The 25,733-nt window shown below is 56.1% G+C and carries 14 protein-coding genes; 3 read left to right on the forward strand and 11 right to left on the reverse strand.

The features are described from left to right. Window positions 1-17: 17 nt before the first annotated feature. The 5 genes from Enr10x_RS14745 to Enr10x_RS14765 all read right to left on the reverse strand — a co-directional run bounded on the left by Enr10x_RS14745 (window position 18) and on the right by Enr10x_RS14765 (window position 8,635). Window positions 18-1,196: a sialidase family protein gene (locus tag Enr10x_RS14745; protein ID WP_145450416.1), complete on the reverse strand. Its 1,179-nt coding sequence runs from the start codon at window positions 1,194-1,196 to the stop codon at window positions 18-20. A 128-nt stretch (window positions 1,197-1,324) separates the two neighbouring features. Beyond that, window positions 1,325-3,130 (reverse strand): cation:proton antiporter, encoded by a 1,806-nt coding sequence (locus tag Enr10x_RS14750; RefSeq protein ID WP_145450418.1) that lies wholly within the window; start codon window positions 3,128-3,130, stop codon window positions 1,325-1,327. Window positions 3,131-3,254: 124 nt separating this feature from the next. Then, a complete protein-coding gene (locus Enr10x_RS14755; protein WP_145450421.1) occupies window positions 3,255-4,073 on the reverse strand; it encodes a hypothetical protein in 819 nt (272 codons plus the stop codon). Between the two features lie 118 nt (window positions 4,074-4,191). Beyond that, the gene (locus Enr10x_RS14760; protein ID WP_145450423.1) at window positions 4,192-7,515 is read right to left on the reverse strand and encodes an efflux RND transporter permease subunit; all 3,324 of its coding nucleotides are present in this window, start codon (window positions 7,513-7,515) and stop codon (window positions 4,192-4,194) included. Beyond that, window positions 7,505-8,635 (reverse strand): efflux RND transporter periplasmic adaptor subunit, encoded by a 1,131-nt coding sequence (locus Enr10x_RS14765; RefSeq protein ID WP_197997212.1) that lies wholly within the window; start codon window positions 8,633-8,635, stop codon window positions 7,505-7,507. The genes Enr10x_RS14760 and Enr10x_RS14765 overlap by 11 nt, the downstream gene beginning before the upstream one ends. A 400-nt stretch (window positions 8,636-9,035) precedes the next feature. Between Enr10x_RS14765 and cls the strand changes: the two genes are divergently transcribed. After that, entirely contained in the window at window positions 9,036-10,478 is a 1,443-nt protein-coding gene (cls, locus tag Enr10x_RS14770; protein WP_145450426.1) for a cardiolipin synthase, read from the forward strand. A gap of 33 nt (window positions 10,479-10,511) precedes the next feature. Here cls and Enr10x_RS14775 read toward each other — a convergent pair whose 3' ends face one another. The 6 genes from Enr10x_RS14775 to Enr10x_RS14800 form a co-directional block, all read right to left on the reverse strand. Further along, entirely contained in the window at window positions 10,512-11,726 is a 1,215-nt protein-coding gene (locus tag Enr10x_RS14775; RefSeq protein WP_145450428.1) for an anion transporter, read from the reverse strand. 146 nt (window positions 11,727-11,872) lie between these two features. Further along, a complete protein-coding gene (locus tag Enr10x_RS14780) occupies window positions 11,873-13,297 on the reverse strand; it encodes a DUF1501 domain-containing protein (RefSeq protein WP_145106353.1) in 1,425 nt (474 codons plus the stop codon). A gap of 2 nt (window positions 13,298-13,299) precedes the next feature. After that, window positions 13,300-15,573, reverse strand: coding sequence for a serine protease (locus Enr10x_RS14785; protein ID WP_145450431.1), 2,274 nt, complete (start codon window positions 15,571-15,573; stop codon window positions 13,300-13,302). Between the two features lie 72 nt (window positions 15,574-15,645). Continuing rightward, entirely contained in the window at window positions 15,646-17,889 is a 2,244-nt protein-coding gene (locus Enr10x_RS14790; protein WP_145450433.1) for a DUF1549 and DUF1553 domain-containing protein, read from the reverse strand. Window positions 17,890-18,135: 246 nt separating this feature from the next. Continuing rightward, entirely contained in the window at window positions 18,136-19,599 is a 1,464-nt protein-coding gene (locus tag Enr10x_RS14795) for a DUF1501 domain-containing protein (RefSeq protein WP_232093016.1), read from the reverse strand. An 80-nt stretch (window positions 19,600-19,679) separates the two neighbouring features. Then, complete coding sequence (locus Enr10x_RS14800; protein ID WP_145450436.1) at window positions 19,680-22,817, reverse strand: PSD1 and planctomycete cytochrome C domain-containing protein; 3,138 nt, start codon at window positions 22,815-22,817, stop codon at window positions 19,680-19,682. A 319-nt stretch (window positions 22,818-23,136) separates the two neighbouring features. Between Enr10x_RS14800 and Enr10x_RS14805 the strand changes: the two genes are divergently transcribed. Both Enr10x_RS14805 and Enr10x_RS14810 read left to right on the forward strand, forming a co-directional pair. Beyond that, a complete protein-coding gene (locus Enr10x_RS14805; protein ID WP_145450438.1) occupies window positions 23,137-24,042 on the forward strand; it encodes a LysR family transcriptional regulator in 906 nt (301 codons plus the stop codon). 175 nt (window positions 24,043-24,217) lie between these two features. Beyond that, window positions 24,218-25,657, forward strand: a complete 1,440-nt coding sequence (locus tag Enr10x_RS14810; RefSeq protein WP_145450442.1) for a catalase — start codon at window positions 24,218-24,220, stop codon at window positions 25,655-25,657. The last annotated feature ends 76 nt before the right edge of the window (window positions 25,658-25,733 follow it).

Below are 25,733 nucleotides of genomic sequence, written 5' to 3' on the forward strand. Positions count from 1 at the left end.
AGCGAACCCGTTTTACTTCAGGTATAAAACTGCTTGACCGGAATGATTTTGAGTGTCACCTCCGAATCCCGTTTCCACTTCGTCGAACGTGAATAATAGGCGATCAGCGCTTCGTCACCTACGAACGTGACGGAAGGATACGCCGCATCATAATTGGTCCGATTGTCGACATCTTTGAAATGGCACCATGTTTTCCCCTCGTCCTGAGAGATTGCCGCTGTAAGCGGAGTCCGCGGCCAGTTACTACGGGACGCCACATGGTTCCAGATCAGCAGCAGGTCCCCCGTGGAGGGAATCCGTTTCACAATTGAGGGTGCTTCCGGGGAAGGCAATTCCGTCGGGACCGGCTGACTCCAGTGCTCACCACCATCCTCAGAAATACTCTGGTACAGACACTGGTTCGTATTCCGCAGAAAACAGAGCAACCGTCCCTCTTTGAGTTCCACTATCGCAGGCTCATGGCAGCCTCGACCCGGTGCCGTCATGCTGTTGGCACTCCGCTTCCAGGTCCGAAAGCCATCATCCGAATAAAAAACAAACGAATGCAGGTCCCCCCCTTTGTATGAGGTCCCGCCGATGTATTTTTTCGCGTAGGGCCCATGTGCCGGAATCAGCACGCGACCGGAACTCAACCGCAGGGCATGGTCGGCGTTGCAGCAGTACCAGCCCGGTTCCGAAATCTGCTGCTGAGATCCCCACGTCTGACCATTATCAGTAGATCGGCGTAGAAACACGTTCCGTGCCGTCGGGCTGTCCCAGCCCACATATGAAAACAGAATCTCCTGCTCCGACAGCCGCACCAGGTTCGGATGTTTGACGTTATGCTTCCATTCGTTCGCCTGCAACACTCGACGGCCGCCCCAACTGCGACCTTGATCTTCAGAAATCAGCGAGCTGATCTGGCAGGCGACATGATCGTTGATACCGGAGAAACCTTTCTTCTGAGCCGGTTGCGGAGATTTGTTGTAATACTCCGACCAGACCAGCATCAGCCGCTTTTCATCCAGCGGGAAGATCAATTGATGGTCGTGACGCGGATGAGCGGCAGTCCAGGAGCAGACGATTTCCTCATGCACCGGCTTCAGGAGTGGCCGCTTTGCAGCAGATGCCTCTACCTGGACCTGACACAGTGAACCGGCCCCGGCAAGTGAGAGTGCCAGTGATGTTTTCAAAAACTCGCGGCGGTGAGCGTGCATATTAAAACCCCGGAATTCGAATCAGAAAAGTGCCTTACCAGCATTGTAAGGCAGCACTGGCATCCGATTCCAGTCGGATCTGAATAGAGAACTCAAAGTGAAAAGCAGACTGGATGCCAGAATCGCACTCAGGCTTCGATCGGCACCACTTCCGCCAGGCTCATAATTTTCCAGCCCGCCTTCGGTTGGAAGTCAGCCTCAGCCGTAAAGACCTGCACCTGGTTGCCGGTATCAATCGCGAACAGGGGCACCCGCTCTTCGTCAGTCTGTGCCAGATAATCTTCAAAGGAAAATTCTTCCGTCAGCAGCGTGGTTTTCATCTCCGCCCCCTGCTCCAGCATCCGGCTCAAGTCCTGATAATTCAGCGAATCGCCAAAGACGGTGCGGCCACCATATTTAAACTCGGTCTTCGCCTCCGCTTTACCTGCAGTGGGTTCGGAATTCCGGATCGTAAAAATATGTTCCGGTGCAAATTCCAACCGATAATAATGAGCCGCCAGCGCATTCAGTTCAATCTGGGGAGAGACTGCCAGCAGATGACCGATGCCGATCAGGTTGATATTCCGCTCCGCATGCTCCGACACCGGATTCCCCCAGTAAGCCGAGAGTCCTTTCAGGCGTGCTTCCGTGACCGAAGACCAGTTCTGGTCAGTCAGAAAGGTGCGGATGCCGTTCTTCTGCAGTTCCAACGCGATGATCTGTGCCAGGCGGTTCGCTCCCACAATCAGGAAGCCGTTCGGCTCAGGTTCTGCCACATTCAAAAATCGCGCCAGCGGACCGGCCGTCATACTCTGCAGCAGCACCGTCCCGATAATCACCATAAACGTCAGCGGAACCATCGCAGCCGCAAACGGATAACCGGCGGTCTCCAACTTGATCGCAAACAGGGCTGAGATCGCTGCTGCCACGATCCCTCGGGGAGCGATCCACGACAACAGGTGCCGTTCTTTCATCGTCAGTTTCGATCCCAGGGCACAGAGATGCACACTCACCGGACGAATGACAAATTGAATCACTCCAAACACGGCGACCGCGGGCCAGCCTAAATCGTGGAACGCACTCAGATCCATGCGGGCCGCGAGGATGATAAACAGCATCGAAATCAACAGGATACTCAGACTCTCTTTGAAGTCCAGAATGTCCTCCAGTTCCAGCCCTTTCGTATTCGCCAGCCAGATCCCCAGCACCGTTACCGAAAGCAACCCCGATTCCGCTTCGAACAGGTTCGAAACCGCAAACACCGTACAGACCAGTGCCAGCGCCGCAAAGTTCTGCAGGTACTGTGGAATCCAGTATTTCTTCAACAGAAATGCGAAGCAGTAACCACTGACCGCCCCAAACAGCACTCCGATCAACACCATCTTACCAAACACGAAGAGCCCCGCCGCGAAGCCCCCTTCCACGCCCCCCGCCAGGATGAACTCGAATACCAGCACCGCCAGAATCGCCCCGAGGGGATCGATCAGAATGCCCTCCCACTGCAGGATGTGGGCCACGTTTTCTTTGGGCCGTACGGTTCTTAACAGCGGCGTAATCACAGTTGGCCCGGTCACCACCATCAGCGCCCCGAACAGAAATGAAACGTTCCAGGAAAAATCAAGCAAGAACCGCGTCGCCAGGGCTGTTCCCATCCAGGAGATAAATGCACCGATCGTAATCAGGTTGCGAATCACCCGTTCCAGGCCGGGAATATTCTGCAGTTTCAGCGTCAGGCTTCCCTCAAACAGGATCACTGCGACCGCCAGGGAGACGAATGGAAACAACAGATCGCCGAACAGTTCATCCGGTTCCAGCCAGTCCATCACCGGACCGGCCATAATCCCGGCTGCCAGCAGAAAGATAATCGCGGGATACTTCACCCGCCAGGCGAGCCACTGACACACAATGCCGGCCAGCAGAATAAAAGACAGGGATAAAATGGCGTGTTCGCTCATTGAGACTCCAGAAAGTAGATCGTACAGAGCGGCTTATTGTCCTGTCTCTCCTCCGAATGTGCAAGCCAGAGTTTTTCGCTGCCTGATGCAATCGTGCGTCGACGACAACTTTGGCAGCTGACGATTATTGTGCCCGTTTCAGCTGCAGTTTGACGATTTCTTTCTGTTTGCGAATGATGCCATACAGGATTCCCTCTTCAGCCTGATCCCAGGCAATCCCCTGCCCCGCGATCGGAGCGGCAATGGTTTCCACGTATTCCATGACGCCCGGCTTCTCAGGCACGCGCAACACGTAGAGCTCGCCATGATCGTGCCCGGTCGTATACAGCAGACCGCCCGGTCCCCAGGCACCTCCAGAGTTGCTATTGGGCAGAAAACGTTGCACAACCTGCTCGGGAAACGTCCACTCTGCCTCAGGCTCCCATTGATCGTTATAGCGAACCAGTCGAGTCCGCTTTACATTGTCCGCTTTACCATAAAAGGCAAAGACCACCCACCACTTTCCCTGCAGCCGATCCACCCAATTGATGGCCCCGGTCGTATCCGGGAACGTCAGCGTCTGCAAAGGATGCAGATTCTTTGCATCAAAGACTTCGATCGTGTTTTTCAATGGCGATGCCGGCCAGTTCGAATGAGCACAGTACAGTTTGCCGTCAATCACAATTCCGCTGTTCAGATGACGGATGTGGGAATCGCGCGGAGGCGACCAGAGTTTGATCAGCTGGCCAGTCTGCTTGTCGTACCGGCCAATCTCGCGGCTGGAAATCGCATAGAAAGCACTTCCATCCACGGCCACCGCCTGATGCGCTTCGCGGGCCGGAAATCGTTTCCATTCCTGAAAACGCGACGCAGCCGGCTCACTCGCGAATGCATGCGAGTTCAAAACAGACGCCAGCAGAATCAAAAAGACCAGGCTCGTGCCAGGAAAACTAAGGGGCAGCATCAGCGGTACTCCAGAAATCATTCAGTAGATCGGTCAAAATATCTCAGACATTCAGAGTTGATCTTAGCTCATCCCTGACGAATTGTCTAAGACCTCGACCACAGCGGATCCCGTTCAATCAGGGTTTCGCAGGCGCCTCAGTCCGGGGCCGATAAATCAGCCAGTAGGTCACCGGAATCACGATCAGCGTAAACAGCGTTGAAGTGACGATACCGAAGATGATGGCCCACGCCAGACCGGAAAAGACCGGATCCAGCGTGATCACCCAGTTCGCCAGCAGCGTGGTGCCTGCCGTCAGCAGAATGGGCCGTGTCCGCACGGCAACCGAACGAATGACGGCTTCCTGTAACGGGAAACCCTCTTTTTCCGCCAGGTGAATGAAATCGATCAGTACAACGGAATTACGGACCACAATCCCCGCCAGGGCAATCATCCCGATCATCGCGGTCGCTGTGAAAAAGACCGGGTTTGCATGACCTCCGATCGGCACATTCATCAGCACGTTCAACAGCCAGAAGCCGGGGAGAATCCCGATCAGCGTCAACGGAATCGCCAGCATGATCAGGATCGGCAGAATCCGTGAGCCGGTCTGAAACATCAGAATCACAAAGATACTGAGCAATGCTGCAGCGAATGCGATCCCCAGGTCGCGAAAGACATCCAGGGTAATCTTCCATTCTCCTTCACCGGCCCAGTCGACCGTATATCCCGCGGGCACAGACCAGGGAATGCCGGCTCCCGGAGAGAACCAGGTCCGTGATTCCAGGGCAATCGTCTCAGCCGGTCGCTCTGTTTCCAACAGGTTTCGATCTGCCTCCAGATCCAGGATCGCATCCGCAGGGGGACGACCGGCGACTTCCGCATACACGTAGACCACGCGTTTCAGATTCTTATGGTAGATCGTTTTGTCATCCAGCGTTTTAACAAACTTTCCGAGCGATCCCAGTTGGACGATCTGTCCGCTGTTACCCTGCACATAGAGTTCTTCCAGATCATCGATAGCCGAACGACGGGCACGCGGCAGCCTGAGTTCAATCCAGAGGGGATCCACCTCGTGAGGCAGATGCAGCACTGTCGCCCGGTCCCCTTCCAGTGCCACGCGGATCGTCTCAGCAATCGTCTGAGTCGAAATTCCGGACAAAGCTGCCTTGGGTTTATCTGTTTCAAACAACCAGCGAACCTGATCCGCTTCGGCACTCACGTCTACATCGACCACAGCCTCCTCCTGAATCAGTCGTTGCTCCACACCACGGGCCACATCGATCATTTCCGCGTAGGTCCCATCCTCGGGGCCATAAACTTCCGCCGTGATTGTCGACAACACCGGCGGACCGGGAGGCACTTCGACCAGTTTCAGATTGACATCCAGCGAGTCGGACAGTTTTTTCAAAGGTTCCCGCAGGCGCAACAGTATTTCGTGTGACTGCTGCACACGCTTGGCTTTGTCGATCAGGTTGACACGGATCTCAGCGACATTCGCCCCTTTCCTGAGAAAGTAATGCCTGACCATGCCGTTGAAGTCCATCGGGGAAGCCAGCCCCGAAAAGATCTCATAGTCCCGCACTTCGGAGACGCCACTCAGATACTGGCCGATCTGTTTCGCGACGGCATCGGTCCGTTCCAGCGTGGTCCCTTCCGGCAGATCGAGCACGATTTGAAATTCGTTTTTATTATCGTAAGGCAGCATCTTCACTGGCACCAGTCGCAGGATGGGCAGAACCATCGCTCCCACCAGCAGCAACAGGATCCCCATTAACACGCCCCAGCAATAGAGGCGTCGTGAAAGAATGGGCTGCAGCACAGCACGCGAGAGCCGATAGAGAGGCATGCGGGTCAGATCGTAGGCCTGCTCGTTCTCTACCTCGGATTCCACCAGCCTGCGAAGTGCGACCAGGGACAGCCAGGGAGTAATTACAAACGCGACTACTGTGGAAAACGTCACCGTCAAAGGGACATTCAGCGCCATGGGCGCCATATAAGGCCCCATCATCCCGGTAATAAAGGCCAGCGGGAGAAAACTGACGATGATCGCCAGGGTCGACAGAATCAAGGCGGGACGTACTTCCTGAACCGCGCGGAGCACGGATTGACGAGGAGGGAGAATTTTCATGGAAAAATAGCGGGCGATGTTTTCCACATCCGTAATCGGATCGTCGACCAGCAGTCCCAAAGCCAGGATCAAGGCAAACATTGTCACCCGGTTAATCGTGTAACCGGTCAGCAGATTCACGAACAACGTCAGGCTGTAACAGACGGGAATCGCCAGCGCGATCACCAGGGCCGCCCGCCAGCCGATCACCACCCCGATCAGCGCAATCACCGTGATCACAGCCACGATCAGCGCTTCCACCAGATCGTTTACTTTTTCATTGGCCGTCTCACCGTAGTCGCGGGTAATCCGAAAATGCACGCCGGTCGGAAAATGGCTTTTCGACAGCATTTCCAGTTTTTTCTCCACCGCATCCGCCACCCAGACCGCATTGGTTCCCTTGCGTTTGGCGACCGACAGGTGCACCGCGGGATACAACTGATCCTGACTGGCATGTGCCTTGTCTGCGGCTCCGAAACCGATCCAGGTATAGCTTTCGACTTCCGCCGGTCCATCGATCACCTGTGCTACATTCTTCAGATAGACGGGTCGCTCCCCGGCGACATTGACGACGATATTTTCCAGGTCGGAAATATTTTTGATGAAGGTGCCGGTCTCGACGATGAACTCTTCATTCTGCTGCTCGAACTCACCACTCCGCACCAGGATGTTACTGACCTGCAGCGCCTGGCTGATCTGTAAAGGCGAGGTGTGATAGGCGGCCAGCTTCTGGGGGTTCAGTTCCACGCGGATTCGCCGGGGACGTCCTCCCACCACTTCCACGCGGTTTGTATTCTCAATCGCCTGCAGTTTGTGCTGCAGCTGTTCTGCAATCCGCCGCAGTTCATGATCGCCGTAAACTTCAGGCTGGTCACTCCAGAGCGTGGCAATCACGATCGGCACATCATCCACTTCCACCGGCTTGACCACCCACGACTTGACTCCCGGTGGAATCAGATCGGTGGAAGAATGTATTTTGTTATAGAGCTTCACCAGGGAATCTTCGCGGTCTTCCCCCACGAAGAAGCGGACCGTCACCACACACTGGCCGGGCTGAGACATGGAATAGACATATTCCACGCCGTCGATCTGGTATAACAGCTTCTCCAGGCGATCGGTGACCTGTGCTTCGACTTCCTCTGCCGACAGTCCGGGAGCCGAAACGAAGACATCCGCCATCGGCACTACGATCTGAGGCTCTTCTTCCCGGGGCGTTAACCAGAGCGAGGCGATGCCCAGCATTAACGAGACGACCACCAGCATAATCGCCACATCCCCCCGCAGAAAAACTTCGACGATGCGGGTCAGAAATGAGGTCGACTCTGCGGACTTCACATCATTCTCATTCGCCATCGTGCTGCTTCTCCTCCGCCGGGGATGACTTCTTCCTGAGAATCACCTGATCTCCCGCCTGCAGTCCGCTCAACACTTCCTGCCGTCCCGGAAGGCCTACCTGTCCGGTTTTGATGTAGCGGCGTTCCAGGGTCCCGTCCGGTTTGACCACATCCACGAATTCCAGTTGGCCGATGCGGTCGATGGCATCCATATCCAGACAGAGATGTTTCCTGCTGCCTGCTGGAATCAGCAGTCGTCCGAACATTCCTTCATAAAGGTCTTCGGAACGGGGCAGACTCGCTTTCACCAGAAACGACCGGCTGGGGGCATCGGCCTGGGGCACGATCTCATCAATGGTGGCATCGAAGGTTTTGTTCAACGCATCTACATAGACCTTGAGCTCATCTCCCGGCTTCAGTTTTACCGCCAGGCGCTCCATCACGGGAGCCTCCAGTCTCAGTGAGGTGGCGTCATACAATACCAGAAGTGGCGTTCCCGGGTTGGCGATGTCTCCGGGCTCGGCCAGTCGATCGACGATCCGACCGTTCCGGACCGCTTTGATTTTCGTATAAGAGAGCAGAATCTCCGCTTCCGTAACCTGCTGCTTCGCCCGCAGTTCCTCGGCCTGTGCCACCTGCAGTTCCCGCATCGCCCGGTCGTATTCCGACTTCGTGACCACATTTTTCTTCTTCAGCGTTTCGGCGCGCTGGAACTCTTTTTCCGCATCTTCCCGGTTCGCCGAAGCTGCCGCCAGCCCCTGCTTCGCCTGGCTCAAACGGGCCTGATATTCCTTGGCGTCCAGATCAATCAGCGGCTGACCTTTACTGACCTGATCCCCGGCTTTGACGTAGATTTTGTCGATCGTGGCCAGCACTTTCGATGCGACAATTGTGCGGCTGGAGGCTTTCAAGGTCCCTACCGCTTCTTCCACATACGGCTTGGTCACCTCGTGCACTTCGGTGGTCGGCTCGCTGGTATGCCGTCGCACACCGCGTTCCTCCCAGTCCGAAGGGACTTTCTCTTCAAACATCCCGGACAGCCAGGCAATCAACAGAATGAGTGCCACAAATCCGATGCCGTATAACAGCACGCGGAACAGGATCGATATGAACTTGTGAGACGCTCCCGCTTTCATCATCTTCCCTCGACGCACATGACCAGACTGAGTTCACCTGCTTCCTGAAACCAGTTTACCCAAAATCAGGAAAGAGGAAACCGATTTCGAAGCTTCTCCTGAAAATCGATGACTGATTGAGATTCAATTTCAGCAGAGATTTTCTAGAAACTTTATATCACAACATCACGACTTTACGATATATCAATTTGTGATCATTCCATAATTTGGAGAACAGAGCCCCTGCGCTCCAGTGCGTCTGCAGTCAGAATGCCCCCTGCCTGAGATGTGAGACGGGTCTTGAACTAATGATCCCAATCCAGTAAGTTGGGCCTGTTCTGCGGAGACCGAAACCGATCGATGCCGATACCGGTTGTTTCTGACATAACGCAGACAGAGTTCCCTGATAGAGAAAGAGACGCTGATGAGCATCACCAGTATCGTGGTGGAAACACACATCCTGATCGAGATTCTGGTGATTATTCGCGTGATTCTGCGTCCCCACCGAGAGCCCACGTCCCGTCTGGCCTGGATCGTCGTAATTGCGACAGTGCCGGTCGCGGGAATCCTGGCCTATCTGCTGCTTGGAGAGGTCAACATCGGTCGGCGCCGTGTCGCCCGCATGCAACGGGTTCTCGCTCGCCTGCCCCGGTATAAAGCACCCCATGACGAATGCGATCACCCCTCGCTCCCCCAGGTCCCCGAACGCTATACGCACCTCTTTCGCGTGGGAAAATCGATCAGCACTTTCGAAGCAGCCGGAGGCAATCAGGCCCGACTGCTGCCCGATTCCAACGCGGTCATTGACGAAATGGTCCGCGATATCGATGCCGCCCGGAAACACGTGCATCTGCTGTTTTATATCTGGCTCCCCGATAATAACGGCTGCAAGGTGGTCGAAGCCCTCAAGCGGGCCGCCGCCCGAGGTGTCAAATGCCGCGCCATGGCCGACGGACTGGGCTCGCGGCTGATGATTCGATCTGCACACTGGCGGGAGATGAGCCAGGCTGGTGTCGACGTGGCCATCGCTTTACCGATCGGAAATCCGCTGAAGCGCATGCTGATCGGCCGCATCGACCTGCGCAATCACCGCAAGATTGTCGTGATCGATGGACACATCACCTATTGCGGCAGCCAGAACTGTTCCGATGCCGAATTTCGTATCAAGGCGAAATTTGCCCCCTGGGTCGATGCCGTAGTGCGGTTCGAAGGCCCGATTGCCCACCAGAATCAGTATTTGTTTATCAGCGACTGGATGACCTACTTTGATGAAGACCTGACTGACTTGCTGGAAAATACCGTCCCCTCGTTCGAGCATGGCCTGCCCGCCCAGGTGATCGGCACCGGCCCGACGGTCCGCAATTCCGCGATGCCTGAAATGTTCACAGCACTGATTCACACGGCCCGTAAAGAACTGGTCATCACGACCCCCTATTATGTCCCCAACGAACCTCTGCAGGAAGCCCTGTGTGCCACGGCCTATCGGGGCGTGGATACGCGGATTATTTTCCCCGCCCACAATGACTCCCGTTTCGTGGCTGCCGCCAGCCGCAGCTATTACCGGGAACTGCTGGAAGCGGGTGTGAAGATTTATGAATATTCCGGCGGCCTGCTGCACGCCAAGACGCTGACCTTCGATGGCGACATCACGCTGATCGGATCGGCCAACATGGACCGCCGCAGCTTTGACCTCAACTACGAAAACAACATCCTGTACTACGATCCGAAAATGACTGCTGCAGTGCGGGAGCGTCAGGAACAGTACCTGGCCGCCGCCACCGAAGTGACACTGGAGGACATCGACGGCTGGTCAATGACACGCCGCTTCTGGAATAACTCAGTCGCGATGCTCGGTCCCGTGCTTTGAGTCTTACTGTGCGTTGAATTCCTTTTTGAGTTTTCAGGTCACCAGCCAGAGCCAGCCCCCTGCGACGAGCAGGCTGGTCAGCGTTACGGGGATCCCCACCTTCGCATGCGTCCGAAAGCTGATTTTAATCCCTACCTGCCGGGCCGCTTCCACGACAATAATATTCGCTACACTGCCGACAATGATAAAATTGCCCGCCAGGGTGCTGCTCAATGCCAGGAGTGCTCCCATGCTGTCCCCTTCGACAACCGGGAGCAGCAACATGATTGCGGGCACATTCGAAACCAGATTACTCAACACAGCGGTCCCCAGAAACAAAGGCATCGGTTCATCCAGTGAGATACCGGCTGAGCGAGCGTGGGACATCAGCCAGTCCATTCCACCGGCCAGTTGAAATGCCTGGTTGACGATGAACAGGCTGATAAACAATACCAGCAGCGGCCAGTCCACCAGCCCCATCACATTTCGTGAATAGAAAGTCCGGCTGAGCAGCAACACGCCGGCAGCGGAAAGGGCCAGTAGCTCCCGCGGCCAGGGGGCGAACATGAAACACACGATTAACAGAAACAGGATCACGGCTCCCTTCAACGTCTGCCAGCGATCGAAAGGTCTATCGTCCTCCGTAGTCCCCTCCCCTGGTTCAATCATCCATTGATCCCGGTAGACTTTCACAATGATCCACCAGACCAGCGCCAAACCCGCCAGACAGGGAGGCGTTGCAACCAGCAGGTAACGATTAAACGAGAGCTGCAGTGATTCACCAATCAGAATATTCTGCGGGTTCCCAATCAGGGTAGCGGCACTGCCGATATTCGCGGCACATGCCAGGGCCAGCAGAAACGGGACCGGGTTCAGATGTTTGTTGAGACAGAGCCGGGACAGCAGCGGCGCAACCGCCAGACAGACCACATCGTTAGTCAGGATGGCGCTGAGTGCGCCCGTCAGAGCAATCACGGCAGCCAGCAGCGTCGTGGGCGGCATGTCATACATCACCACGCGCTGCATCACGTAGCCGTAAAAGCCTCCCAGTTGAAACTGGGCGGAGACAACCATCAGCCCGAAGAGCAGTGCCAGAGTCGGCACATCGATGGCAGTGAGAGCCTGTTCCTCTGAAATTCCGCGCCCGGCCAGCAGCAGAATCGCCCCCAACAGTGCAGCACCGGTACGGTCCACGCGTAAACCGGGGATGCCCCCCAGCAGCATGCTTAAATAGACGGCGATATAAACCAGAACCACAAAGGTATTCATTCGACCTGCCGGCTTCCTCTGAGTTACAAGAAGAGGATTCTTCCGAGTCGAAAGTCTACACGTTGATCAGGACTGGTAACAGAGCCAGTCGGAGAAACTTCGCGAAGTACGCAGAGTTCCTCAACCGAGAGTCCCGGATGAGTCGCTTAGCCGATCAGTTCCGGAATCGGTTTCCCCTGGTCGGCGACGATGGGTGTCGGACGACCGTTGAAGTCTTCGATGAAGACATGCGAGGAATCGATGCCCAGGTGATGGTAAATCGTCGCCAGGAAGTCGCCGGCCCCACAGATCCGCTCGATGGAATCTTCACCCAGCTTATCGCTGGCACCGATGAAACGTCCGGTTTCGATACCGCCGCCGGCCCAGATATTGGAGAAGGCGCGTGGCCAGTGATCGCGACCAGGCTGCTTGGTTCCGGCGGGAGCACTGGCATTACCGGCCCCGGTACTGGGCTGGTAGTTGACCTTGGGAGTCCGGCCGAATTCGCCTGTCACGACGACCAGCACCCGTTCATCCAGGCCTCGTTCATAGATGTCTTCAATCAATGCTGAAACAGCCTGGTCGTAGGCCTGTGAGCGGAAACGCAGGGCGTCGAATACATGGTGGTTCACGGCGTGGTCATCCCAGTTATTCACCCGGCCACACAACGGACCGCTGAGGCTGGTCGAGATCACATCGACACCCGCTTCCACCAGGCGGCGAGCCATCAGCAGCTGCTGCCCCCAGGTATTGCGACCGTAGCGATCGCGTGTCTTGTCGTCTTCCTTGCTGATATCAAAGGCTTCCTTGGCCTTGGGATTCGTGAGCAGCGTCAGCGCCTGGGCTTCGAATTCGTCCAGGGCTTCGAGTTCGCCCGCCTGGTCAAAAGAGCGTTCCAGCGTATCCAGCTTTTCGCGGAGGCTGGCCCGTCGATCCAGTTGAGTCACTTCTGCCGAATTGGAAAGCCCGATATTCGGCACGCTGAAATTGGGCTTATTGGGATCTCCCGAAACGGTAAACGGACCATAGGCATCACCCAGGTACGTGGCACCGACCCGCTGGGATGAGAAATTGATCCCTACGTATGGTGGCAGCGGATTTTCCCGCGGTCCCTGCTGGGCACGCAGGTAATTCGTAACGCACATCCAGTCCGGGTATTTGGGAATCGACTTGTCGCGAATATCCGTATCGCCGGTCAGCATGCGGAGTGTTCCCGCGGGATGGCCGGGGCTGCCGTGACGCATGGAACGCAGTACGGTGAACTTATCAGCGATCTTCGCCTGCATTGGCAGCAGTTCGGTGAAATCCATACCCGGAACGCTGGTCCGGATAGTGTTGAAAGGGCCGCGGTATTCAATCGGGGCGTTCGGCTTGGGATCGTAGGTATCAATGTGGGAACAGCCGCCTGGCTGCCAGACCATGATGACGGCGGTGTTATCCTTTTTCTTCTGCACCGGACTGGCAGCCCGCAGACGCAGAATGCCCGGCAGACTCATGGAAGCAAAACCAGCGAGTCCCATGCGGAGGAAGCCACGGCGATTGACCGGTCCCGGACAGGGGAGAATCGATGAAGCATGAAAATTGTCTGTCATCTTTATTGTGCCTTCTTAGCTGGATTGACACGGATACGAATCGGAGTGGAAACGATGATGTCAACAATATCTTTGGGTTTGGCGCGAGCTACGGCTGCCTTTAACTGTTTATCGGCTTTGGCGATGTCACTCTGAGCTGCTTTTGCCTTGGCGGCTGCCTCTTTCGCTGCCGATTTCGCACTGGGACGTTCAGCATCAGGAGCGGACTCAGCGATTTTTGCCAGTTTGTCCGCCTGGGCTTCCAGGGCTTCCGCTTCCAGTTTGGCCTGCTTCAAACCCGACTCTGCCAGGGCAATCCCGGCTGGATTTTCGCGGTAACGGGCGACGGCATAGCCGTAAAAGGCGATATTGTATTCCCCGGGTGCGGGTTTGAGTTTGGCCAGATCGAGAACCGCTTCTGAGTTGTCCCCTTTCAGGGTCGCATCGAAAGCCGGGTTGCCTTCAAAACCATCGCCATACGTTTTGAGAGTAATATTCGCACCGGAAAAATCGTTGCGGCGAATGTGCTTGAGCGGAATGGTCAGTTTTTCGCCGGCAGTCACTTCAAACACTTTGTCTTCTGTGGGAGCGATCGTGATCGGTGCCTGTTCGGAATCGGTCACCGAAACCGGAACATCGGCCATCAGACGCGGACTGGGAATCTCGCTCCAGGCATTCGGCACCGGCCACTGCATGGACGCCAGATGACAGGGATGTGTGACTTCTTTCCCGTCAATCGTCGCTTTGCCGTAGAAGTTGGCACTGGTGTAACCCCGGGGTGCGTGCTCTGCTACCGTAATCAGCATGATGCCCCGCGACTTGCCTTTGGGAATTTTCAACCCGCTGGCAGTGACACCTTCGGGCAGGTTATCCATGAAGAGTTCGATTTCACCGTCAAATCCATCGCGTCGCACAACGACAACCTCGAAGGGCATCGTGGCGCCGCCTCGCAGGGCAATCGGTTTGGAAAGGGCATTACGGTCGCCATTCCGCAGGTTCATGTGCAGAGCCCAGCCCACAATCGCAAAATCGGGAGCCGCTTTGCGAATGATCAGGCGATAGACGTTCTTCGGATCGTTGCGGGTACCGCCGAACAGATCCCGGAGCTGCAGACGATGTACGCCATCCTGCTTGATCACCATTTTGCCGAGGATATCGGACGAACCGGCGTTGTAGGGAGGGCCGTCGTAGGAATAGCCGTTACTGGAAACCTTCACCGGACTGGGAATGTCTTTCAGTTCGACCAAATCGGTTCGCTTTTCATCGGCGCCGGTGCCTGTCACCTGCTGTACGACGATCGAAGGATCGGTGGGACGTCCCAGACGCTCGGAAGCGACTTCCACCCACCAGACTTCTCCCTTCTTCGCGGTAAACTCGAAGGTATCGACGTCCGCTGCGGGATAGAAGCTGCCGGTGATATCACAGGGCAGAGTAATCTTCTGGGCCTGGGTCTGCTTGTTGTTCGGTTCGGCTTCAGGACGGATGTTGGCGTCAGTCAGTCCGGCCGGAGGCCAGGAGAAAGCGCTCACTTTCTGAATCGAAGGCAGTCGCGCTACGATTTCATCCGGCTGCGCCGTTTTGACAGCCAGTCGATAGAAGTGATAGGGACCGCCGTCGTAGGTCAGGCCGTGGACTTTAATAACATACTTACCGGTTTTGGGAACTTTGAAATCGAGCATCCCGCCGCGGCGTTCGACGACCAGGTCCATACCTTTCTCATTGGCAATGATCACCACCGGATTGAGCTTGGAATCGATGCCTTTGGCGGCACAGTCTACAACAACCCGCTGTCCCTCTTTGGCGTCAAAGGTGTAGTAATCAATCTTACGGCTGGTCATTACAGCGTTACAGATCGAGTTCAGATCCAGCTGCATGGCCGATTCGAGTGTCGCGTTTTTGCCGGGTGTCTGAACTGCTTCGGCCAGAGTGCCCACATTGAAGGCGCGGGAAGAAGACAGACCGAGCCGCGTCATCACACGGGCTTCGTGAACGCCTGCCGGACAGTCTTTGGCAATCGTCACCACATACTGATTCGCGATTGGCAGACCGTTTTTGTCGAGCTTGGGCTCTGCGGTGATCCCGGGATGTGAAAAGTTCAACTCTTCAGCATCATCGATATCCTGGCCGGCGATTTTGACGTCGAATGATGTGCCAGCCTGTCCGCCCATCGGCATCGTTGTCAGCAGTCGCGGTGCAGGCAGACAGACGGACTGTGCCTGTGCGGTGGAAGAAAACATGCCCAGCGTGATGAGACAGATTCCCACAACGAGTGAAAGTTGCGGTCGAAGAGCTTTCATAATTCACGGCCTCTGGTTTGAAAGTATGTATTGATAATTTGTATGTTTCAGAACGCGCGTCAGGCAGGTTTCCTAGTGATTGAACAGGAATTCTTTCGTGTTCATCAATGCCCAGATCAGGTCCTGGTAATCTTTGCTGGTTGGTTTTTTCTTTGTATCCGCTTTGGTCTTCCCCTCCTCGACGGGAGTGGTCAGGAATTCGACTGCGGTCTTTAATTCTTCGGGACGCGGTTCACGGGAGAAGGCAGCCATGTAAAGCTTCTTCACCTTGGCTTCCACCGGTTCCTCTGCTTTCGCCAGCTGAGCCGCCCGGCCACTGCCAGCTCCCAGTTTGGATTTCACTTCGCTGGAATTCATCAGGTGCAGGCTCTGGGCGAGACTGGAGGTCTGCACCCGTTCGCATTCACAGACACTGGAACTGTTCGGGCGTCCGAAGACTTTCAGAAACGCGGATGAACCCGTGTAGCTGTTATCGGGGAGCGCGATCGCCCGGGTGCCCGGCGGCAGGTTTGCGAACGAAGTTTCTGCACCGGCCAGGTCATCAATGGAATCGAGCATCACCTCTGCCTGCAGTCGTCGCGGATAGAAGCGGGAATAGTTCTGGCGGTCGAGCAGATTGTATTCGTTGGGCATCGCACTCAGTTGATAGGTATGCGACTGAGTGATCACCTTGACCAGTTCTTTCAGGTCGAATCCGGACTTAACGAAATGCTCTTCCAGTGCGGCCATCAGCTCCGGGTTGGAAGGCGGGTTCGTATCCCGAATATCATCTTCCGGTTCAATCAATGCCTGCTTGAAGAAATGTTTCCAGTAGCGGTTAACCAGTGCTTTCGCGAAGAAAGGATTGTCCGGCGAACTCATCCAGTTGACCAGTTTCAGGCGGGGGTCTTCATCGGGTGCGATCTCGCCGACCTCATCGCCAAGGGCGACCGGTTTGAGCATTTCGCCCGATTTGACGTTCTTTGCCTGGGCCACACCCCGCTGATGGAAGATCAGGTCTTCGCCCTGAATTCCCGTCGGCTTACGACCAATCTGCGAGAAGAACGCCGCCAGACCGTAATAGTCGTCCTGGCTCCAGCGTTCGAACGGATGGTGATGGCACTGGGCACATTGCATCCGCACACCCAGAAACAGCTGGGCGATGTCTTCGAGTTGTTCCTTGGGGTCTTTAACCCGTTTATACCAGGCGACCGGCGGATTGCTGACCACGGTCCCGGTGGCTCCCAGCAGTTCGCGGACGAGTTGATCGTAGGGCACGTTGGCCAGCATGCTGTCGCGGATCCAGGCATGGAAGGCGAAGTTCGATGTAATATCGCTGGCGGCATCCCGGCGGTTCTTCAACAGGGGCGTCCATTTGGAAGCGAAGTAATCCGCATAATTCGGGCTCTGCAGCAGACGTTCCACCAGCTTGTCCCGTTTGTCGGGAGTGGTATCCGCAAGGAAATCCTGCGTTTCTTCTTCAGTGGGAAACCGACCGCAAATGTCGATCGTCACCCGTCTGAGGTAAGTCGCGTCATCACACACGGGTGAAGGAGGAATTCCCAGTTCCTTGAGATTAGCGAAGACAAACTTGTCGATGAAGTTCTTTTCGCTCGGCACTTTCTGAACGGGAGCATTGAGCGGGACTGCTGCAGTGAAGACAGCCATCTTTCCCTGGTAGCGTACCATCACGGCGACTTTGCCGGGAATATCCAGGACTTTGACAAGCCCCTGGTCATCTACTTCCGCCATCGATTTGATGTTGGATTCGTAGAGCGCTCTTTCTGTCACATCGCGCGTCGTGCCATCCGAATATTTCGCGACGGCTTTGAGCTGCTGTTTCTCGCCCATCTGGACCAGACCACGCCCCGGCTGCACTTCGACGGAGACCAGTGTGGGTTCGTTGCCGGTCTCCCATCTGGTGCCTTCTTCTATCCAGCGTTTGATCAGCAGATAGCCTTCGGAATCTTTTTTGAGCCGGCTCCCGCCACCGTGTGGTGTTTCGTTTGTGGCTTTGGTCAGCAGCAGACTTTGTGAAGGCGCCAGAGGAAACAGGCGTCGTCCCTGCGCTTCCTTGACCAGGCTGTCGTAATCTTCCCGTGGTTCAAATCCCAACATGGATAACTGAAAGCCGTTCTGCCCTCCGCCGGCTTTCGCATGGCAGGACCCCATGTTACAGCCCGCCTTCGTCAGAACTGGAATGACATCATTCACGAAACTGACCGGTTTCTTTGATTCTGCTGCGCGTGCGACACTGCTGAAGCAGAAGGTGGCCAGCAGAAGATTCAGACCGAGAAATAACAGACGCTTTGAAGCAGCTTGAGGCAAGATATTCATGGCGGCTCTGATTGGGGTGGGATTGTGTTGTGGAGGGATGCTTAAGATAGCGCTATCTCTATATAAAACCTTACTAATGTGAATCGACACTGTCAATATTTAAGTTTAATTAAGTACCTGAACTTTTCCCTGTTTCCGTCACGGAGGCAAACTGAAAATGAGCGGAAAAACCGACCCGTTGATCGATATTCCCGCTCACTGACGGATTTAACGAAATGTTGCCAAAACGCCTCGTAGACACCTGTATTATCCGACTGTCGGGACCGGTTTCTCCAGAATCTCAGACACGACACGCGCGGGACGGTGATTGGTAATCATTTGCTCCTGTCCGTTATAGAAGAACAGCAGCTTTTGATGATCCAGGCCGAACAGTCGCATAATGGTGGCCTGGAAGTCATTGGGAGTGACCACATTCTCGACCGCCTTATGGCCAAATTCGTCGGTTTTGCCGAAGGTCATTCCCGGCTTGATCCCGCCGCCGGCCAGCCAGATGCTGAAGCCCTGCCCGTTATGATCCCGGCCCGCTTTCTTCGGATCGCCGTGGTCCTGGGTCACGGGCAGACGACCAATTTCGCCCCCCCAGTGCACCAGCGTGGAATCCAGCATGCCGCGCTGCTTGAGATCCTTGACGAGTGCCGCCGCAGGTTGATCCGTACGACCACAGATCCCGGGCAGCGCAGTAGAAATATTACTGTGATTATCCCAGGGCTGACCTCCCAGGAAGAGTTGCACGAAGCGAACGCCCCGTTCGACCAGGCGCCGGGCAATCAGACAGCGGGTCCCGTAGTCGCGCGTTTTGGGATTGTTCAAGCCGTACATTTCCTGGGTCGCCTGTGTTTCCTGAGACAGGTCGAGTGCCTCGCGGGCCGCGGTCTGCATCCGGGCCGCCAGTTCGTAGCTGGCAATCCGCGCTTCGAGATCGGACTCGTGCGGATGCTGCTCGTAATGCTTGCGGTTCAGGGTCTCCAGCAGTTCCAGGTTCTGGGCCTGTAAGTCGCCCTGCAGGTGCGCGGGGGCATCCAGATTCAGAATCCGCGGTTCTTTGGGCCGCAATACCGTTCCCTGAAACAGCGAAGGCATAAACCCGTTAGACCAGTTGGTCACGCCATCCACGGGCAGTCCGCCTGGATCGGTGAGCACCATGTAAGCCGGCAGGTTTTGAGATTCCGATCCCAGTCCGTAAACCAGCCACGAGCCGAGGTTCGGTCGACCGACGACCCCCGGGATTCCACCGTGGAAATAGCGGATGGAAACTTCATGCCCGTTGGCCCCGGTGTGCATTGAACGGATCAGGCAGATGTCGTCGACGATCTCTCCCAGGTGCGGCAGCAGTTCCGAAAGTTCAGTCCCGCATTCACCATGCTTACTGAATTTCCAGGGACTGCCGAACAGCTTCTTGCTGGCTTCATTTACAAAGCTGTATTGCACGTCTCCTTTGAAATCGGTGCCGCTGTATTTTGAGAGCTCCGGTTTGGGATCAGTCAGGTCCATGTGCGCCGGACCGCCGTGCTGGAACAGCGAGATCATCGCTTTCGCCTGCGGTGCCAGTGGTGCGGGCTTGGGCTTGAGGTCGAAGTGCTCCTGCGCCGCGGTCACACTCTTGGGGCGGGCCTGTGCGTGTTCCTGGTTCAGCAGCCACGCCAGCGCGACGGAGCCGATCCCCATGGCATTCTCTGCCAGAAACTGTCTTCTGCTGAAAAACTGTGTCATCAGTATCACACCTGATTTCAAAGGTCTATGAATGCCGACAGCACGAACGGAAACCGACTCGCGCTGCCCTGGCTCATCAATTAGTCAATGTATAAAAATTCGTTGGAACTCATCAGAGTCTGACAGAGGTTGGTCATCGTCTGCCGGGCCGGTGAGACTCCCTTGGGCAACTGATCCGGATGCTGCTGCAGCCAGGCCAGCTGATTTCCCATGAAGCCCACCACCAGCTTGAGTTCTTCGGGAGTCGGCTTGCGGCAGTAGGTCAATTCGAAGGCATAAGCAGCCTGGGCGGGGAGACTTTTCTGAGCCGGTTCCGGCCCCCGGAACTCGGCTGCCGAATCCCATTTGAAAGTCGGGCCCCCCTCGGACTTGAGGGTCAGCTGCAGTCCCCAGGAGAAGGAATCGAAGCCGGTATTCCCGTTACAGCCCGTAATAAAATCGATGGTATCGCCTTGCTGCACCGCCAGCGACGCCGCTTTGGTATCGACGGCACTGTGGTGCGCTTTCCAGTCACCGGCCAAACCGGATCGACTGGAGAGGATCAGCGCCTGCACGCCGTCCCCCTGCTCGCTGCCGTGCTGCAGTTTGCCTGTCACAGACAGCGTGCCTGAGGCAGGAGCGGTCCAGCGACGAACCGCGGCATATTTCTGTGCGGGATGGCCACCGCCGGCATTCAGCGTGACCCAGCCCAGGTTGGGATCGGGAAGTTTGGGGCCACCCTGCCAGCTGGAGCCGGTCCAGTGCGGCAGCGCGGTAAATTCACCCTGCAGCGATTTCGTATCTGTCAGGCTGCGATAACCGTAGCTCCAGACCGGCTTGGCGGTCGCAGGGAGTGCCGGCAGTTGTGCCAGCGTTTCCGGTTTCAGCTCGGGGGCTTCGCTGGCGAGCCGTGCGGCCAGGATACCGGACTGGGACAGGATGAAGCTCCCGTTCATCAGCATCAGCGACTGGGTCGCAACGGTCGAACTCGAACGACGTTCACAGTTGGTTTCCATCACAGGAGCATCGAAGGTCTGCAGCATGCCGACCGGCTGACTGCGGCGGGCCATCACATACAGGCTGCGGCGATGCTGATCGCCCGAGACCACGATCTGTCCGAAATCATCTTCTTTAATGCTGACCGGGGCACCATACAGTTTCTCGTCGAGCTGACCGGTTACCTTCAGCATGCGGTCGCGAATCGTTTCCGCTTCGAGGCGCAGGATCGGCTTCCGCCAGTAATACAGGTTGTCGGCATCGATCGACTCCTTACTCGGATCAGGAGCCCCCGCCTGGCGATAGGCGGTTGAAAGCATGATCGTCTTATGCAGTTTCTTCAGATCCCATCCCTGCGCCATAAATTCGTCTGCCAGCCAGTCCAGCAGCTTCTCATGGGTGGGACTCGCACCGAGCTTCCCGAATTCACCCGGCGTGCCCACGATGGCGCGACCGAAGTGGTGCATCCAGAAACGGTTCACCAGCACACGGGCAACCAGCGGATGTTCGCCGTTGGTCAACCAGCGGGCAAAGGCGAGCCGCCGCCCTGTCGTGGGCAGAGACTTGTCATTTTCCGGGAACAGATGCTGCTGATCCGGGGGAGACACGACCTGCAGCGCGCCCGGTTTGATCTCCTGTTTGGGCTGACGATAATCGCCGCGGTGGAACAGTTTTGTCACCGGGACATGATTCGGAGGTTCGACCGCGACCCGCAGAAATTCTTCCACCGGTTTCTTTTTGCGGATCTCCGCGACTTTCTTGTCGAACTCCTGCATCTCTTCTCTGGATTTCGGAATGTACTGATACAAGACGCCGGGCGTGATATTCACACTGGGATGCTTCTTGAGCAGTTCGTTCTGTTCGGCGGTCCGCTTGGCGTTGGGAGTGTCATAAGCGGCTTTCAGCTGCTCACGCAGCGGTGATTCGTATTTCTTGAGTTCGGTCTCCAGTGCCTGGGCCATGTACTTCGCCTGAACTTTATTTTTCTCGGCGAGCACCTTCTGCGCTTCCGCTTCGACCTTCGCTGCCTCAGCGCGATCCGCTGCTGTGTAAAGCGAAATCCGGCGCTGCTGCGGTGTCTGCCATTTCTGCCAGTCCAGGGTCGGTTCAAAGATCGCCCGTAGCGCGAAGTAATCGGACTGCGGAATCGGATCGTAACGGTGATCGTGACACTGGGCACAGGCCACGCTGAGTCCGAGCAGTGAAGAACCGACAATCTTCATCGTGTCGGCAATCACCTGGTTCCGGGCTTCCGGATTATTACTGCCACTCCCGGTACCGTCGGCGGCCATCCGCAGGAACCCGGTTGCAGCGAGCAGTTCAATCTGCCGCGGGGTCAGGTCCCCTTCCCGTTTCCCCGCCAGTTCGTCACCCGCCAGCTGTTCGGCAATAAACTGATCGAAGGGTTTGTTTTCATTCAACGACTTGATGACATAGTCGCGGTACTTCCAGGCCCAGGGACGGACATCGTCTTTGACCGTGTAGCCTTCGGAATCCGCATAGCCGGCGACATCCAGCCAGTGCCGCGCCCAGCGCTCCCCGTAGTGCGGCGAAGCGAGCAGCTCATCCAGCAGTTTTTCATACCAGTCGTCTGATGTATCCGCGAGCGCCTTCTGCATCTCAGCCGGACTGGGAGGCAGTCCCAGCAGATCGAAATACGCCCGCTTGATCAGCGTCCGCCGATCGGTGTCTGGTGAGAAGGTCAGCCCTTCAGGGATCGCCTGCAGAAGCAGTGCATCGATGGGAGTCCGTACGCGACGGTTCTGTTTTGCTTCGGCAGAAACTTCAGGACGCTGGATCTTTTGAAAGGCCCAGTAAGCGCGTTCTTCCGGCGTGATGCCTAAACCGACGCCGATCGATTCCGGCTCGGGGCGTGCGGTTTTCGCACCGCCTGCGATCCAGCGTTTGACGATTTCAATTTCATGTTGGGGGACACGAGCTTTGCCGGGAGGCATGTCGCCGCTTTCAATCCGCTCGATCAGATAGCTTTCGTCCGGTTTCCCGGGAATAATGGATTCCCCCGATTCGCCCCCCTTGATCAGGAAACGGACCAGCCGCAGATCCAGGCCCCCCTTCAGATCCTGAGTCGCACCGTGACAGTCGTAACAGTGCGCGCGGAAAATGGGGCGGATATGTTCTTCGTACGTCAGCTGTTCCGGCTTACCCGTCTCTGCAGAAGCGGTGGTCGCCAGAGCGGTGATCAGCGACAGAATGAGACAAATGCGGTTCAATCCAGTGGTCATTGAATACTCCGTACGAGTGAGCATGGTGGGAACTCTCTTACGCCAGGCGGGGACTCTATTTAATAATAGTAATTCACAGGCGGGTAACATGCAATGATCTTGATATGTTCATCTGATCTTTCCCTTCCGTAAATATCGTCGTTGTGCCCGTCCAGAATCAAATCTCAACGCTCTATTATAACATGATTTAGGTAGTTCAGACCGAAAAGATTGCCCCATTCTCCCCTGAAACGGATTCTGTCCGTCTTCCATGCATTTCATTTATACACGACACACCTTACAATGTGATTATCACATTACTTTGCGGGGACACTCATCAATGGAAGTGGATCAGTTACGCTATTTTCTCAGGGTGGCAGAACGGGGGAACTTTACCCGGGCTGCGGAAGAACTCAAGATTTCACAGCCGGCCCTGAGCCGTTCGATCCAGAAACTGGAAGAAGAACTGGGCCAGCCGGTCTTCGAACGCAAGACTCGTTCCGTCGCACTCACCGAAGCCGGGACACTATTGCAGGCACGGGCTCAGCAGATCCTCTCCTTGATCGAAGATACCAAAGCCGAAATCTCCGATGACGGCCGGAGCGGTCAGATCCGCATCGGTGCGATCCCGACCATCGCTCCTTTCTTTCTGCCCGACCTGCTGCGACAGTTCTCCGCCGAGTTCCCGGCGGCCTCCATTATCGTCCAGGAAGATACGACCGAGAAACTGCTCAAGCGCTGCACACAGGGGGAAGTCGATCTCGCGATCGTGGCACTGCCGGTCCCCGCCCGCTACCTCGAAGTGGAAGAGCTATTCCAGGAAGAACTGCTGCTGGTCCTGCCTCCCGAACATCCGCTGGTCAACAAACCACAGATTCGCTTGAACGACATCAAGAACTACCCGTTCGTGCTGCTCGACGAAGCACACTGCCTGTCGGACAACATCGTTTCATTCTGTCGTCAGCGTTCATTTCATCCGGTCGCCGTCGAACAGACGAGCCAGCTGGCGATGGTACAGGAACTGGTCTCCCTCTCACATGGAATCTCGATGATTCCGCAAATGGCGCGCAAGCTGGATCAGAGCGACCGCCGCGTTTATCGTTCGATCAGCGGCACGAAACCAGTTCGCAAAATCGCGATGGTCTGGAACCCCTATCGGTTTCAGAGCCGACTGCTGCAGGCCTTCCAGGAGCGACTGCGCGTCTATGCCAGTCAACAGGATGCCTGTCCGACTTCCAGAAAATAAAGGCGTTTCCCTCAGTATGCAGATCATGCATTCCGGTTATCGCAACTATACACAGATAGTATTAGACATCCAGATTTGAGCTCCGTATAGTTCACTAAAGAGAGAGCAGCTGAATCACTTGCTACATGTTTCAGCTGCATCATCTATATTCAAATCCTTTAAAGGAGTGGAAACGATGAATCAGAAGCCCACGCTGACTACCACCGGCGGTGCCCCTGTTCCCGATAATCAGAATTCGATCACCGCGGGACCGCGCGGCCCCGTCCTGCTGCAGGACTACCAGCTGATTGAAAAACTCGCACACCAGAACCGCGAGCGGATCGCCGAACGGGTGGTCCACGCCAAGGGCTGGGGCGCGTACGGCACACTGACCATCGAGAACGATATCAGTAAATACACGAAAGCCAAAGTACTGCAACCCGGCACCAAAACTGAGATGCTGGCCCGCTTCTCCACCGTGGCTGGGGAAGCTGGTGCGGCAGATGCGGAACGGGATGTGCGCGGCTTCGCCCTCAAGTTCTACACGGAAGAGGGGAACTGGGACATGGTGGGGAATAATACGCCAGTCTTCTTTGTCCGCGATGCCTTTAAGTTCCCCGATTTTATCCACACCCAGAAACGGCATCCCAAAACGAACCTGCGGTCTCCCACCGCGATGTGGGATTTCTGGTCGCTCTCACCCGAATCGCTGCACCAGGTGACCATCCTGTTTTCGGACCGGGGTCTACCCACCGACGTACGGCACATGAACGGTTACGGCAGCCATACTTACAGTTTCATCAACGAGAAAAACGAACGCTTCTGGGTCAAGTTCCACTTCAAAACGCAGCAGGGGCACCAGCACTGGACCAACGCTGAAGCGGAAGAGGTGGTCGGTAAGACCCGTGAAAGTACGCAGGAAGATCTGTTCTACTCGATCGAAAAGGGTGAGTTCCCCAAATGGAATTTCGAAGTGCAGATCATGCCGGAAACCGATGCGGATGAAACGCCCTATAATCCGTTCGACCTGACAAAAGTCTGGCCGCACGGCGATTACCCGCTGATCCACGTGGGCACACTGGAGCTGAACCGCAATCCCGAAAACTATTTCGCGGAAATCGAACAGGCGGCCTTCTCTCCGTCCAACGTGGTGCCCGGCATCGGCCATTCCCCCGATAAGATGCTGCAGGCCCGCATTTTCTCGTATGCCGACGCCCATAGGCACCGCCTGGGCACACATTACGAAGCGCTGCCCGTCAACGAGCCGCGGTGCCCCGTGCATCACTATCACAAAGACGGATCGATGCACTTCAAGTCGAACGGCTGCCCCGTGGACGCCTATTACGAACCGAACTCCTTCAACGGACCGGTCGAGCGTCCCGATGTCGCCGAGCCGCCACTGAAGATTTCGGGCGATGCAGCCCGCTACGATCACCGCGAAGGCAACGATGATTACTCGCAGCCCCGCGCCCTGTTCCGTCTGTTCGACGACGGACAGAAATCGCGACTGTTCTCCAACATCGCCGCCGCCATGCAGGGCGTGCCCCAGGAAATTGTCGACCGTCAGCTCAAACACTTCGAACTGGTCGACCCGGCCTACGCAGAGGGTGTGCGGGCGGCGCTCAACGCTTCCTGATCAAAGAACGTCTTAACAAAACAAAGCCTCATCCGATCCTGTTTCCGGATGAGGCTTTTTAATCTTCAGCACTGAT

The organism is Gimesia panareensis, from assembly GCF_007748155.1.
GTDB classification, from domain to species: Bacteria; Planctomycetota; Planctomycetia; order Planctomycetales; family Planctomycetaceae; genus Gimesia; species Gimesia panareensis.

Coding starts and splice junctions, on each gene's coding strand:
- Enr10x_RS14785 (WP_145450431.1), bottom strand. CDS start 15,573: ATGAAAGCTCTTCGACCGCAACTTTCACTCGTTGTGGGAATCTGTCTC.
- Enr10x_RS14750 (WP_145450418.1), bottom strand. CDS start 3,130: ATGAGCGAACACGCCATTTTATCCCTGTCTTTTATTCTGCTGGCCGGC.
- Enr10x_RS14755 (WP_145450421.1), bottom strand. CDS start 4,073: ATGCTGCCCCTTAGTTTTCCTGGCACGAGCCTGGTCTTTTTGATTCTG.
- Enr10x_RS14745 (WP_145450416.1), bottom strand. CDS start 1,196: ATGCACGCTCACCGCCGCGAGTTTTTGAAAACATCACTGGCACTCTCA.
- Enr10x_RS14760 (WP_145450423.1), bottom strand. CDS start 7,515: ATGGCGAATGAGAATGATGTGAAGTCCGCAGAGTCGACCTCATTTCTG.
- Enr10x_RS14810 (WP_145450442.1), top strand. CDS start 24,218: ATGAATCAGAAGCCCACGCTGACTACCACCGGCGGTGCCCCTGTTCCC.
- Enr10x_RS14765 (WP_197997212.1), bottom strand. CDS start 8,635: ATGATGAAAGCGGGAGCGTCTCACAAGTTCATATCGATCCTGTTCCGC.
- Enr10x_RS14795 (WP_232093016.1), bottom strand. CDS start 19,599: ATGACACAGTTTTTCAGCAGAAGACAGTTTCTGGCAGAGAATGCCATG.
- cls (WP_145450426.1), top strand. CDS start 9,036: ATGAGCATCACCAGTATCGTGGTGGAAACACACATCCTGATCGAGATT.
- Enr10x_RS14790 (WP_145450433.1), bottom strand. CDS start 17,889: ATGAATATCTTGCCTCAAGCTGCTTCAAAGCGTCTGTTATTTCTCGGT.
- Enr10x_RS14805 (WP_145450438.1), top strand. CDS start 23,137: ATGGAAGTGGATCAGTTACGCTATTTTCTCAGGGTGGCAGAACGGGGG.
- Enr10x_RS14775 (WP_145450428.1), bottom strand. CDS start 11,726: ATGAATACCTTTGTGGTTCTGGTTTATATCGCCGTCTATTTAAGCATG.
- Enr10x_RS14800 (WP_145450436.1), bottom strand. CDS start 22,817: ATGACCACTGGATTGAACCGCATTTGTCTCATTCTGTCGCTGATCACC.
- Enr10x_RS14780 (WP_145106353.1), bottom strand. CDS start 13,297: ATGACAGACAATTTTCATGCTTCATCGATTCTCCCCTGTCCGGGACCG.